This window comes from Streptomyces sp. NPDC088810 (assembly GCF_044750305.1).
Taxonomy (GTDB): domain Bacteria; phylum Actinomycetota; class Actinomycetes; order Streptomycetales; family Streptomycetaceae; genus Streptomyces.
Genome location: NZ_JBIVJQ010000009.1, coordinates 217,884 through 230,790, shown reverse-complemented (window position 1 = coordinate 230,790; position 12,907 = coordinate 217,884). Strand labels below are relative to the sequence as shown.

Below are 12,907 nucleotides of genomic sequence, written 5' to 3'. Positions count from 1 at the left end.
GTGTTTCCCGGTGGTGGCCAGGCCAATATGCAGCAGTTGCTCCAGCAGGCCCAGAAGATGCAGCAGGATCTGCAGCGGGCCCAGGAGGAACTGGCGAACACGGAGGTCGACGGGCAGGCGGGCGGCGGGCTGGTGCAGGCCACCGTCACCGGCGCCGGTGAGCTGCGCGCCCTGAAGATCGACCCGAAGGCGGTGGACCCGGAGGCTGCATCTCCCGAAGAGACGGCCGAGACCCTCGCCGACCTGATCGTGGCGGCCGTACAGGCGGCCAGCGAGAACGCGCAGGCGCTCCAGCAGCAGAAGCTGGGCCCGCTCGCCCAGGGTCTGGGCGGCGGCAGCGGCATCCCGGGCCTGCCGTTCTGAGGCCTCCGCCTTCCAAGCGGAGGCGGGAGCCAACTACCGTACGTACCGAAGGTCTCCAGGAAGGGCAGTCCGTTGTACGAAGGCGTGGTCCAGGACCTCATCGACGAGCTGGGGCGGCTGCCCGGCGTCGGTCCCAAGAGCGCGCAGCGGATCGCCTTCCACATCCTGCAGGCCGAGCCGACGGACGTGAAGCGGCTCGCGCAGGCACTCCTGGAGGTGAAGGCGAAGGTCCGCTTCTGCGCCACGTGCGGCAACGTGGCGCAGGAGGAGCTGTGCGGCATCTGCCGCGACCCGCGCCGCGACCTCTCCGTCGTCTGCGTGGTGGAGGAACCCAAGGACGTCGTCGCGATCGAGCGCACCCGTGAGTTCCGCGGCCGTTACCACGTCCTCGGCGGCGCCATCAGCCCGATCGAGGGCGTGGGACCCGACGACCTGCGTATACGAGAACTTCTCGCACGGTTGGCCGACGGGACGGTCACGGAACTGATCCTGGCCACGGACCCCAACCTGGAAGGCGAGGCCACGGCGACGTACCTCGCCCGCATGATCAAGCCCATGGGCCTGAAGGTCACCCGCCTGGCCAGCGGCCTCCCGGTGGGTGGCGACCTGGAATACGCGGACGAGGTGACCCTCGGCCGCGCCTTCGAGGGGAGACGACTCCTAGATGTCTGACGCCACGCTGCACGCCTCGACACAGAACCCGGACGACTTCGTCGTCCAGATCGCGGACCAGGTCGAGAGCTTCCTGGTGGCCGTCACGGAGGTGGCGAGGGGCGACGAACCCGAATCGGCCGTCCCCTTCCTCCTCCTTGAGGTCTCCCAGCTCCTGCTGGCCGGCGGCCGGCTGGGCGCCCACGAGGACATCGTCCCCGAGGAGCGCTACGAGCCCGATCCGGGCCCCGAGCCGGACGTGGACGAGCTGCGCGAGAACTTCGCCCGGCTCCTCGACCCGATCGACGTCTACTCCGAGGTCTTCGACCCGTACGAGCCCCGCAAGGCGCCGGTGCCGGCCCGGATCTCCGACGACCTCGCCGACATCATCACCGACCTGCGGCACGGCATGGTCCACTACCGGGCGGGCCGCACCACCGAGGCCCTGTGGTGGTGGCAGTTCTCGTACTTCTCCAACTGGGGTCCGACGGCCTCCGCGGTGCTGCGCGCCCTCCAGTCCGTCCTCATCCACGTCCGCCTCAACCAGCCCCTGGAGGAGCTGGACGGCCTCGACACCGACCAGGCGGACATAGGCGACGAGACCCTGGAGTTCGAGGCGGGCCGGGTGATGGCCCAGGAGATCGGCGGGCCGCTCGGGATCCGGCCGGGGACGTAGGCCGCCCGTCCCGCGGCGGTTGTGACCCCGGGCACTTTCCGAGTGTCCGGCCGCCCGCTGGGCAGGTGCCGGTGGCGAGCGTCCGGATGTCTCACCATGCGGGAGCAGGGTGGTGGAATTCGGACGCTCGTTAGACTGAGCCGACACAAACGAACCGAGCGAGGAGCGCACGTGGGCCTTGTCGTGCAGAAGTACGGAGGCTCCTCCGTAGCCGATGCCGAAGGCATCAAGCGCGTCGCCAAGCGGATCGTGGAAGCGAAGAAGAACGGCAACCAGGTTGTCGTCGTCGTTTCCGCGATGGGCGACACGACGGACGAGCTGATCGATCTCGCCGAGCAGGTTTCTCCCATGCCTGCCGGGCGGGAATTCGACATGCTGCTGACCGCCGGAGAGCGGATCTCCATGGCCCTGCTGGCGATGGCGATCAAAAACCTGGGCCACGAGGCCCAGTCCTTCACCGGCAGCCAGGCAGGCGTCATCACCGACTCGGTCCACAACAAAGCCCGGATCATCGACGTCACGCCGGGCCGGATCAGGACGGCGCTGGACGAGGGCAACATCGCCATCGTCGCCGGTTTCCAGGGCGTCTCGCAGGACAAGAAGGACATCACCACGCTGGGGCGCGGCGGGTCCGACACGACCGCCGTCGCGCTGGCCGCCGCGCTGGACGCCGAGGTCTGCGAGATCTACACCGATGTCGACGGCGTGTTCACCGCCGACCCGCGCGTGGTGAAGAAGGCGAAGAAGATCGACTGGATCTCCTTCGAGGACATGCTGGAGCTCGCGGCCTCCGGTTCCAAGGTGCTGCTCCACCGCTGTGTGGAGTACGCCCGCCGCTACAACATCCCGATCCACGTCCGGTCGTCCTTCAGCGGACTGCAGGGCACGTGGGTCAGCAGTGAGCCGATTGGGGACAAGAAGGTGGAGCAGGCCATCATCTCCGGTGTCGCGCACGACACCTCCGAGGCCAAGATCACGGTCGTCGGTGTGCCGGACAAGCCGGGTGAGGCCGCCGCGATCTTCCGGACCATCGCCGATGCCGAGATCAACATCGACATGGTCGTGCAGAACGTGTCCGCCGCCTCCACCGGCCTGACGGACATCTCCTTCACGCTGCCGAAGACCGAGGGCCGCAAGGCCATCGACGCGCTGGAGAAGAACCGCTCCGGCATCGGCTTCGACTCGCTGCGCTACGACGACCAGATCGGCAAGATCTCCCTGGTCGGCGCCGGCATGAAGACCAACCCGGGCGTCACCGCCGCGTTCTTCGAGGCGCTCAGCGACGCCGGTGTGAACATCGAGCTGATCTCGACCTCCGAGATCCGCATCTCGGTGGTCACCCGCGCCGACGACGTCCCGGAGGCCGTCCGCGCCGTGCACACCGCCTTCGGGCTGGACTCCGACAGCGACGAGGCCGTCGTCTACGGGGGCACCGGCCGATGAGCCGGGGTACGGGCCGATGACCGGCAGGCCGACGCTCGCGGTCGTGGGAGCGACCGGGGCCGTCGGCACGGTCATGCTCCAGATCCTGTCCCAGCGGGCGGACATCTGGGGCGAGATCCGCCTGATCGCCTCCCCGCGCTCGGCCGGCCGCAAGCTGACCGTGCGCGGGGCGGAGGTCGAGGTGACGGCCCTGACGGAGGACGCCTTCGCCGGGGTCGACATCGCGCTGTTCGACGTGCCCGACGAGGTCGCCGCCGAGTGGGCGCCCGTCGCCGCCGCGCGCGGCGCGGTCGTCGTCGACAACTCCGGCGCCTTCCGGATGGACCCGGACGTGCCGCTCGTCGTGCCCGAGGTCAATCCGCACACGGTACGGTCCCGCCCGCGCGGGATCGTCGCGAGCCCCAACTGCACCACCCTGACGATGATCGTCGCCCTGGGCGCGCTGCACGCCGAGTTCGGGCTGCGCGAGCTGGTGGTGTCGTCGTACCAGGCGGTGAGCGGGGCCGGGCGGGCCGGCGTGGAGACGCTGCGGGCCCAGCTGTCCCTGGTGGCCGGGACCGAGCTGGGTACCAAGCCCGGGGACGTACGGCGGGCCGTCGGGGAGGACACCGGGCCGTTCCCGGAGCCGGTCGCGCTGAACGTCGTACCGTGGGCCGGTTCGCTGCGCGAGGACGGCTGGTCGTCGGAGGAGATGAAGGTCCGCGACGAGTCCCGGAAGATCCTCGGTCTGCCGAGGCTGCCGGTCGCCGTGACCTGTGTCCGGGTGCCGGTGATCACCACGCACTCGCTGACCGTCCACGCCCGCTTCCAGCGGGAGGTCGGCGTCGACGGAGCCCGCGAGATCCTTGCCACCGCGCCGGGCGTGGTCCTGTGCGACGACCCGGCCGCCGGCGAGTTCCCCACCCCCGCCGACGTGGTGGGCACCGATCCGACCTGGGTGGGCCGGGTACGGCGGGCGCTGGACGACCCGACCGCGCTGGAGCTGTTCGTGTGCGGTGACAACCTGCGCAAGGGGGCCGCTCTGAACTGCGCGCAGATCGCGGAGCTGATCGCGGCGGAGACGTCCGCCCCCGTTCAGCCCGGTTTGTAGGATCTACGTAAGAAGTGTGGCCAGGGGCATGGTCCAATCCACTTGAACCCTCCCCCCTCGGCGACAGAGGATTTCACTCCCCGCCTTCCGCAACCGTACGGAGGCGGGGAGCGTCTTTGCGGTCACCCTTGAGGGGCCTGGGGACGTGATGATCCTGGCGTGGGGACGCCGTGATCGGGGCGTGGGGACGCCCGTTCAAATGGGACATAAGGGAAGAGCGGGACGCATGACGGCACTTGAGCCTCCGCCGGTTGTCGCACATGTGACGCCCGGCACGTACAACCCCCGAGGGGGGAAACGTGTCCAACAGGCGTGGCAGAGGTACTCGAACTCACTGCGGCCCGCGGCGGTACTGCCCTGCGGCCCCGCGCGGCGCTCCGGCCCCGCACGCCCGGCGGCATGCCGGTGATCGCGCCCATGCCCGCAGCGCGGCCCGCCCGCATACCCAGTCAGCGCGACGGCGCCGAGGAGACCGCGGGCGCCGTGGCGACCGAGGCCGTCGGGACGACCGTCGACCACCTCACCGAGACCTACCGGGCGCACTACCGCTCGCTGCTCGGCCTCGCCGCACTCCTGCTCGACGACACCGCCTCCTGCGAGGACGTCGTCCAGGAGGCCTTCATCCGCGTCCACTCGGCCCGCAAGCGCGTCCGCGACCCCGAGAAGACCCTCGCCTACCTGCGGCAGACCGTCGTCAACCTCTCCCGGTCCACGCTGCGCCGGCGCATCCTCGGCCTGAAGCTGCTCTCCAAGCCGATGCCCGACATGGCGAGCGCGGAGGAGGGCGCCTACGACCAGCTGGAGCGCCGCGACCTCATCAAGGCGATGAAGGGCCTGCAGCGCCGCCAGCGCGAGGTGCTCGTGCTGCGCTACTTCGCCGACATGACCGAGGCCCAGGTCGCCGAGACCCTCGGCATATCGCTGGGCTCGGTGAAGGCGTACGGCTCGCGGGGCATCGCCGCGCTGCGGGTGGCCATGGAGGCATCGGCATGAGCGACCAGGCCGAGGGGGGCGGCTCCCATGACAGCCACTCCCATGAGCGCCACTCCCATGAACGACACGAGCCCTACGCCTGGCACGAGCCGACAGAGCGCACCGGGCAAGAGCACACGCCATCGCACGCTGGGAACGGAACTGTGAACCACGGCCCCGACGACAAGGGCCCCGAAAGGCTCGACGGAGTCCACAGCCTGGACGGGCTCGACACCGACGAACTGGCCCTGCGCCGGCTGCTGCACTCGGCGGTCGACGACATCCGACCGCGCACCGGCACCCTGGACCAGCTGCGCCGCGCCGTCCCCGCGCGCCGCGCCCGCAAACGGCAGGCGGTCGTCGGCGTGGCCGCGGCGGCCCTGTTCATCGGCACCGCGATCCCCGCCCTCGTGCACGTCTCCCAGTCCGGCGGGCCCGACCCCAACACCGCCATGGCCGGCCAGACCTCCCAGGCCCAGGGCGGCACCGGCCAGGGCAAGGACAAGGGCGGCGACAAGGGCGGCAAGAAGGACGGCGCCGCCACGACGGTCAAGCCGGACAAGGAACCCGGCAAGAGCGACGGCAAGAGCAACAAGGGCGGCCACGCCGGCGGCTCCGCCGGCGGCCCCGACCCCTCCGCCACGGTGGCCTCGGGCACCCCGCTGTGCACGGCGGCCCAACTGGGCTCCGCCACCGGCACGGTGAACGCCCCCGACACCGCGGGCGTCGTCTACGGCACCTTCCGCGTCACCAACATCTCCGGCACCGCGTGCACCCTCACCGGCCCGGGCGTCGTCACGCCGACCGCCCAGGGCGCCGCCGACCCGGCCAAGATCTTCAGCGCCCGGCATGTCGCCGGGGACGCGGCGACCTCCCTGCCCGACCCGTCCCTCGAGGTCTCCTCCCTGCTCCTGCAGCCCGGCTCGGCCTACGAGGAGAAGTTCGCCTTCGTGCCCTCGGAGACCTGCCCCACCACCGGCGGCACCAGCACCGGCGGCCCCGACCCGAGCGAGTCGCCGGACCCGACGCCGACCCAGGAAGCGAGTGCCTCCGGCGGTACGACCGACACCGGCGGCTCGGCGGGCACCACCACCCAGTTGGCCACCGAGGACGGTCCCGCCGACGGCAGCATCGCGGTCACCCACACGGCCCAGGGCGGCGCCCCGTCGGCCACCGCGGTGGTACCGGGCGCGTGCGCGGGGACGGTCTACTTCACCGGGGTGCTGCCCGGCGCGTGAGCGCGGGGGCAGCCGCCGTCAGGCGCTGGGCACCGGTGTCTGGTCCTCCGGCACCAGGCCCAGCGCAGCGTCCCGCTGGAACTCGATCTCCCGCCGCAGCAACCGGAACCACATGAACACCACGAACCCGGCGAACACGAACCACTCCCCGGTGTAACCCAGGTTCTGGAACGCCTTCAGATCCAGCCCGCTGCCACTCGGTGCACTCGCGGGCACGGCCTTCATCCCGGCGTCCCCCTTGTCCAGGGTGACCCACGCGTCGTACAGCCGGTACGGCACGAGGTTCACCAGCGAGGCCGAGCTGATGGCCGCGGTCTGCCCGGCCGGCAGTCCGCCCTGCGCGCTGACCCCGTTGTCCCCGGGCGTCTCGGATGCCTGCAGCGCGCCGGTGACGGTGACCTCGCCGGCGGGCGGCGCGGGCGCCTCGGCCGCGTCCGCCGTACCGGGCAGCCACCCGCGCACCACCGGCAGCGCCTTCCCGGAGTCGGTGCGCAGCAGGGTCAGGACGTAGAACCCGCGCTTGCCGTCCAGCTCGCGCCCGGGCACCAGCAGCTGCTTGCCGTACCGCCCGCTCGCCGTGACCCGCCGGCCCGCCGTGCTCTTGTCGACGGGCAGCATCGAGTCCAGCGGGCGCGCGGGCTCGTCCCGGCCGGCCGCGACCTGCTCGGTCACGGCGCGGTGGTCCTGCACCCGGTCCTCGAACCGGCTCAGCTGCCACGACCCCATGAAGACGCAGAAGGGGATGGCGAGCAGCACGAAGACGTTGATGCCCCACCAGCGGGGTGTCAGCAGAAACCGGTACACGCCCTCCACGGTACGGCGCCCGGCCCGGCGGCCCGGCCGCGGGTCGGCCCTTGCAGAGCACTGCAGGTTCAGCAGCGACTTCCCGGTGACGCGAGTTATCCACAGGCTGCGCACACCCGTCCCCCCGTTGTCGGCGCGACCAGGCAGTATGGGCGCATGACTGGGGCCATGAGTGAGAGCAGGACGCCGGACACACCGGACATGCCGGACTGGGAGAAGCGGTTCCGCGCGCCGCGTGTCTCCCTGCCCGACTGGGCGGAGGACGCGCCGGACCGCTCCTTGTTCGTGTCGAACGCGACCGGGACGTACGAGCTGTACGCCTGGGACAGAGCGACGGATGGGCAGCGGCAGGCGACGGACCGGCCGAACGGCACGACGGACGGCGTGCTCTCCCCGGACGGCGCGTGGATCTGGTGGTTCGACGACAAGGACGGCGACGAGTTCGGCATCTGGCGCCGCCAGCCCTTCACGGGCGGCCCGGACGAGCCGGCCGTGCCCGGTCTCGACCCGTCCTACCCGGCCGGCCTGGCCCTGTCCCGCGACGGTCGCACGGCGGTCGTCGGCCGCTCCACGGACGAGGACGGTACGACGATCCACCTGGCGCGCGAGGGCGCGGACCCGGTGGAGATCTACCGGCACCGCGAGTCGGCGGGCGTCGGCGACCTCTCGCACGACGGCTCCCTGATCGCCGTCGAGCACACCGAGCACGGCGACGCCATGCACGCCGCGCTGCGGGTGCTGCGCCCGGACGGCACGACGGTCGCCGAGCTGGACGACACCAAGGGCGGCACCGAGGAGCTGGGCCTGGAGGTGCTGGGCTTCGCCCCGGTCGACGGCGACACCCGGCTGCTCGTCGGCCACCAGCGCCGGGGCCGCTGGGAGCCACTGGTGTGGGACGTGGCGACGGGCGAGGAGACGGACCTGCCCCTGGACCTGCCGGGCGACGTCGGCGCCGAGTGGTACCCGGACGGCTCCGCCCTGCTCATCGCCCACGGCTTCGAGGCCCGCAGCGAGCTGTTCCGGTACGACCTGGAGACCCGCGAGCTGACCCGCATCCCCACCCCGCCCGGCACGGTCTCCGGCGCGACGGCCCGCCCCGACGGCAGCGTGGAGTACCTGTGGTCGTCGGCCGCCGAGCCCCCGGCGGTGCGGTCCACGGCCGGCGGAGTGGTGCTGGACCCTCCGGGCATGGCCTGCCCGCCGTCGGTGCCGGTGGAGGACGTGTGGGTGGAGGGCCCCGGCGGCCGTATCCACGCCCTGATCCAGAAGCCGGCGGGCGCCACCGGCCCGCTGCCCACCGTGTTCGACCTGCACGGCGGGCCGACCTGGCACGACAGCGACTCCTTCGCCGCCGGCCCGGCCGCCTGGGTGGACCACGGGTACGCGGTCGTCCGGATCAACTACCGCGGCTCCACGGGCTACGGCCGCGACTGGACCGACGCCCTGAAGCACCGGGTCGGCCTGATCGAGCTGGAGGACGTGGCCGCGGTGCGCGACTGGGCGGTCTCCTCCGGGCTCGCCGACCCCGACCGCCTCGTCCTCACCGGCGCCTCCTGGGGCGGCTACCTCACCCTGCTCGGCCTCGGCACCCAGCCGGACGCCTGGACGCTGGGCATCGCCGTCGTGCCGGTCGCGGACTACGTCACCGCGTACCACGACGAGATGGAGGCCCTGAAGGCCATGGACCGCACCCTGCTGGGCGGCACCCCCGAGGAGGTCCCGGACCGCTTCGCCGCGTCCTCCCCGCTGACCTACGTCGACCGGGTCAAGGTCCCCGTCTACATCTCGGCCGGCGTCAACGACCCCCGCTGCCCGATCCGCCAGATCGACAACTACGTCAAGAGACTCGAGGCCCGCGGCGCGGTCCACGAGGTGTACCGGTACGACGCGGGACACGGTTCCCTGGTCGTGGACGAGCGGATCAAGCAGGTGAGGCGGGAACTGGAGTTCGCCGAGCGGCACCTGCCCGGGTAGCGTCAGCGCAGCTCCGCCAGCCCCCGCCGGGTCGCCGCCACCACCACCCGGTCGCCCTTCGCCAGGACGTGGTCGGCGGAGGTGGCGGTGTGGCCCAGCAGGGCGAGGGCGCGCCAGGAGCCGGAGTGGAAGGCCTCCCGGACGGTGCGGCCCTCCAGCCGGGGGTGGCCGTCCACGTCGATCGCGGCGAACAGCAGCACCCGGCGTTCCACGGCGACGGCGCCCAGGACCTGGCGGCCCAGCATCGCCCCGGCGAAGGCGGGGGCGGCCAGGTGGGTGACGCTGCGGCTGCGGGTCAGGGCCTGGGGGTAGGCGGTGCGCAGGGTGCGGTAGACGGCGGTGGCGAAGTCGTCGTCGTAGAGGCGGAGGACCACGCGGAGATCGGGGCGTACGGTCCGGGCGTAGAGCACGGCCTCCAGGTTGGTGGTGTCGGAGCTGGTCACCGCGAGCAGGGCCTGGGCCCGGTGGATCTGGGCGCCCTCCAGGACGCCTTCCTGGGTGACGTCCCCGAGGACCACCGGCACCCGTAGCCGGCGGGCGGTCGCGAGGCCGCGTGCCTCCGGGTCGGACTCGACGCACACCACGGGGATGTTCAGTTCCCGCAGCCGGGTCAGCACCCGGGTGCCGATCTTGCCGAGGCCGAGCAGGACCACGTGCCCGCTCAGGCCGCGTGGGGGCCTGCGCAGGGCGGAGGCGGTGCGGAAGGTGCCGAACGCCTCCAGTGCGGCGGCCAGCAGGAGCGGGAGGAGCAGCAACCCGACGAGCGCGGACAGGAGTTGGAGGAGCTGGCGGCCGAGGGGCTCCTTGAGGGCCGGGTCGTCGATCGCGAAGAGGTCGAGGAGGGTGACGTAGAAGGCGCGCAGCGGGTGGATGCCGGTGACCAGCCACAGGGCGACGGCCAGACCGACCACGCAGCCGACCAGGCCGGCCAGGGACCAGCGCAGCCGGCGGGAGAAGAGCGAGGCGAGCGGCATGACGCCGGTCATCCGGCGGGTGGGCGCGGCGGACTCGGTGCCGGCCGGGGCGGAGACGTGTTCCAGCACCACGGCCTGGCGGCCGGCGGCCTGCCGTACCTCCTCGTCGTCGGGGAGCAGCCGCGGCTGGTGTTCGCCGCCGCCGTCCGGGTCGCCGCCCGACAGCAGGGCGAGGGTGCACAGTCCGGGACCGGTGCCGGGCCCGTCGTCCCCGGTGAGCGGCCGTTCGACGGCCCGCAGCAGCAGCCCCTCGGTCTGGACGACCCGGCTGGTGCCGGCGACGGCGGTGGCGGCCAGCGCGGGCGCGGCGGTGTCGGCGTCGGACAACACGGTCGTGGAGGCCTCGGCGCCGGCGCCCGGGCCGTCGTCGTCGCCGGCGGCCAACGCGGCGGCCTGGTCGAGGAGTTCCTCGATGTGCTGGCCCAGCCGCCGGTTGTAGAGGCGCAGGACCAGCCGCAGCCGGGGGTTGAGCCGGCGGGCGGTCAGCGCGGCCCGGATGTTGGTCTCGTCGTCGTCGTACACGAGGGCCAGCGCGGCGGCTCGGGCCACCCCGGCCTCGGCGAGCACCGCCTCGGTCAGTTCCGCCGCCTCCAGCACGCCGTCCGCGTCGAGGCGTTGGGTGCCCGTGCCGCCGACGGGCTGTCCGGTCCGGCCGCCCACGGCGGCGGTGACCACGCGGTCGAACAGTGCCGCCGACGCGGCCCGGGCCCGGCCGACCACGGGGGGCCGGGCGGTGCGTTCGTTCGGCGGTACGACGAGGGTGACCTGTTCGCCGTGGACCCCGCGCAACTCGGCGGCCAGCCGGTGCGCGAGCCCGTCGTCACCGCACACCACCATGTGCGCCGGCCGGGCCCCCGGGCCCCCTTGATACGGAACGCTCGCCACAAGGGAAAAGAGTGCCCCAAGGAGATGCGTGGTTCCAGCAACGTCCTGAACGGCCGGGAGACGGCTCGCGTACGGAAGGGGAGGCAGTCCAGCAGCCGGAGGTAACCACCCGTGGCCATCACCGAAGACGCCCCGCCCGGCGCGGACCTGGGCCGTCCCGTGCCACCGCGGGGCCGGCGGCTCAGCTCCCCGCTGGTGCTGACGCTGACGCTCGTTCTGGCCGTGCTCGCCCAGTCCCCGATCCGCGGGCTGCTCGGCACCCCGGCCATGCAGAGCTGGATGACGGTGTTCGTGGCGGTGACCGTGCAGGCGCTGCCCTTCCTGGTGCTCGGCGTGCTGCTGTCGGCGGCGATCGCGGTGTTCGTCCCGGCGTCCTTCTTCGCGCGCGCCCTGCCGCGCCGGCCCGCCCTGGCCGTGCCGGTGGCGGGGGTCGCGGGCGCGGTGCTGCCGGGCTGCGAGTGCGCGTCGGTGCCGGTGGCGGGCGCCCTGGTGCGCCGGGGCGTGACCCCCGCCGCCGCCCTGGCCTTCCTGCTGTCCGCGCCCGCGATCAACCCGGTGGTGCTGACTGCCACCGCCGTCGCCTTCCCCGGGCACCCGGAGATGGTCCTGGCCCGGTTCGCGGCGAGCCTGCTGGTGGCCTGCGCGATGGGCTGGCTGTGGCAGCGGCTGGGCCGCACGGACTGGCTGCGCCCGCCGGCCCACGGCGCGCACGAGGGCGCGAGCAAGGGAGAGGCGTTCTGGGACGCGGTCCGGCACGACGTCCTGCACGCCGGCGGTTTCCTGGTGCTCGGTGCGACGGCCGCGGCCACGCTGAAGGCGGTGGTCCCGGCGGACTGGCTGCGCGCGGCCGCCGGGACGCCCCTGGTCTCGGTGCTCGCCCTCGCCGTCCTGGCCGTCCTGCTGTCCATCTGCTCGGAGGCGGACGCGTTCGTCGCGGCCTCCCTCACCCAGTTCTCCCCGACGGCCAAGCTGGTGTTCCTGGTGGTGGGCCCGATGATCGACCTCAAGCTGTTCGCGATGCAGGCCGGCACCTTCGGCCGTGCCTTCGCGCTCCGGTTCGCGCCCGCCACCTTCGCGCTGGCCGTCACGGGCGCCGTACTGACCGGGGCGGTGCTGCTGTGAACCGCCAGGCCCAGGCGGCCGTCCTGTTCCTGCTCGGCGCCGCCCTGCTGCACGCGGGCGCCACCGACCTGTACCTGCGCTACGTCAAGGCGGGCCTGCGTCCCCTCCTGCTGGCCTCCGGCGCCGTCCTGATCGCGGCGGCCGTGGCGACGGCCTGGTACGAGCGCCGCCGCGCCGGCCGGTCCGGGCCGGGGCACGCGCACCCCGAGCCGCGCGTGTCCTGGCTGCTCCTGCTGCCGCTGCTCGCCCTGATCCTGATCGCCCCGCCGGCCCTCGGCTCGTACAGCGCCCTGCGCTCGGGTACGGCGCTGCAGAAGCCGTACGCCTACGGCCCGTTGCCCGCCGGCGACCCGGTGCCGCTCTCGGTCGTGGAGTACGCCTCCCGCGCGGCCTACGGCCACGGCCGCTCCCTGCACGGCCGCCCGGTCCGGGTCACCGGCTTCCTCGCCCTGGACCGGACGGGCCGCCCCTACCTGGTCCGCATGGCCCTCAACTGCTGCGCGGCGGACGCCCAGCCGGTGAAGATCGCGCTGACCGGCGAGCTGCCGCCGGTCCTGCGCCCGGACGCCTGGCTGGAGGTCACGGGCACGTACACCCCCCGCCTGACCCGCGACCCGGTCAACGACGGCCCCATCCCCTACCTGGAGGTCACCGCGACCCGACCGGTCCAGGCCCCGCGCGACCCGTACGACGAGACCTGGAACACCTGAGCCGG

The 12,907-nt window shown here is 72.9% G+C and carries 12 protein-coding genes; 10 read left to right on the top strand and 2 right to left on the bottom strand.

Annotated elements, in window-relative coordinates; genetic code table 11:
• The 7 genes from ACIP4Y_RS27240 (at position 1) to ACIP4Y_RS27210 (ending at position 6,433) form a co-directional block, all read left to right on the top strand.
• Entirely contained in the window at positions 1–363 is a 363-nt protein-coding gene (locus ACIP4Y_RS27240) for a YbaB/EbfC family nucleoid-associated protein (protein ID WP_401398221.1), read from the top strand.
• Positions 364–435: 72 nt separating this feature from the next.
• Entirely contained in the window at positions 436–1,035 is a 600-nt protein-coding gene (gene recR / locus ACIP4Y_RS27235; protein ID WP_401398219.1) for a recombination mediator RecR, read from the top strand.
• A complete protein-coding gene (locus ACIP4Y_RS27230) occupies positions 1,028–1,690 on the top strand; it encodes a DUF5063 domain-containing protein (RefSeq protein ID WP_358639737.1) in 663 nt (220 codons plus the stop codon). Before recR ends, ACIP4Y_RS27230 begins: the two co-directional genes overlap by 8 nt.
• A gap of 171 nt (positions 1,691–1,861) precedes the next feature.
• Positions 1,862–3,133 carry an aspartate kinase gene (locus tag ACIP4Y_RS27225; RefSeq protein ID WP_030342449.1) on the top strand — a complete coding sequence of 424 codons (1,272 nt, stop codon included), beginning with the start codon at positions 1,862–1,864 and terminating at the stop codon, positions 3,131–3,133.
• Positions 3,134–3,149: 16 nt separating this feature from the next.
• Positions 3,150–4,223: an aspartate-semialdehyde dehydrogenase gene (locus ACIP4Y_RS27220; protein WP_401398216.1), complete on the top strand. Its 1,074-nt coding sequence runs from the start codon at positions 3,150–3,152 to the stop codon at positions 4,221–4,223.
• Positions 4,224–4,535: 312 nt separating this feature from the next.
• Positions 4,536–5,216 carry a SigE family RNA polymerase sigma factor gene (locus ACIP4Y_RS27215; protein ID WP_401398214.1) on the top strand — a complete coding sequence of 227 codons (681 nt, stop codon included), beginning with the start codon at positions 4,536–4,538 and terminating at the stop codon, positions 5,214–5,216.
• A 143-nt stretch (positions 5,217–5,359) separates the two neighbouring features.
• Complete coding sequence (locus tag ACIP4Y_RS27210; protein ID WP_401398212.1) at positions 5,360–6,433, top strand: hypothetical protein; 1,074 nt, start codon at positions 5,360–5,362, stop codon at positions 6,431–6,433.
• 18 nt (positions 6,434–6,451) lie between these two features.
• Here the strand turns inward: ACIP4Y_RS27210 and ACIP4Y_RS27205 are convergent, their stop codons facing one another.
• A complete protein-coding gene (locus ACIP4Y_RS27205; protein ID WP_358639743.1) occupies positions 6,452–7,237 on the bottom strand; it encodes an SURF1 family protein in 786 nt (261 codons plus the stop codon).
• Positions 7,238–7,405: 168 nt separating this feature from the next.
• Here ACIP4Y_RS27205 and ACIP4Y_RS27200 point away from each other — a divergent pair, with 168 nt between their 5' ends.
• Positions 7,406–9,211 (top strand): prolyl oligopeptidase family serine peptidase, encoded by a 1,806-nt coding sequence (locus ACIP4Y_RS27200; protein WP_401398210.1) that lies wholly within the window; start codon positions 7,406–7,408, stop codon positions 9,209–9,211.
• Between the two features lie 2 nt (positions 9,212–9,213).
• Here ACIP4Y_RS27200 and ACIP4Y_RS27195 read toward each other — a convergent pair whose 3' ends face one another.
• Complete coding sequence (locus ACIP4Y_RS27195; protein WP_401398435.1) at positions 9,214–11,022, bottom strand: potassium channel family protein; 1,809 nt, start codon at positions 11,020–11,022, stop codon at positions 9,214–9,216.
• 159 nt (positions 11,023–11,181) lie between these two features.
• Between ACIP4Y_RS27195 and ACIP4Y_RS27190 the strand changes: the two genes are divergently transcribed.
• Positions 11,182–12,192: a permease gene (locus ACIP4Y_RS27190; RefSeq protein ID WP_401398208.1), complete on the top strand. Its 1,011-nt coding sequence runs from the start codon at positions 11,182–11,184 to the stop codon at positions 12,190–12,192.
• Positions 12,189–12,902: a TIGR03943 family putative permease subunit gene (locus ACIP4Y_RS27185; RefSeq protein ID WP_401398206.1), complete on the top strand. Its 714-nt coding sequence runs from the start codon at positions 12,189–12,191 to the stop codon at positions 12,900–12,902. The genes ACIP4Y_RS27190 and ACIP4Y_RS27185 overlap by 4 nt, the downstream gene beginning before the upstream one ends.
• Positions 12,903–12,907 lie beyond the last annotated feature (5 nt).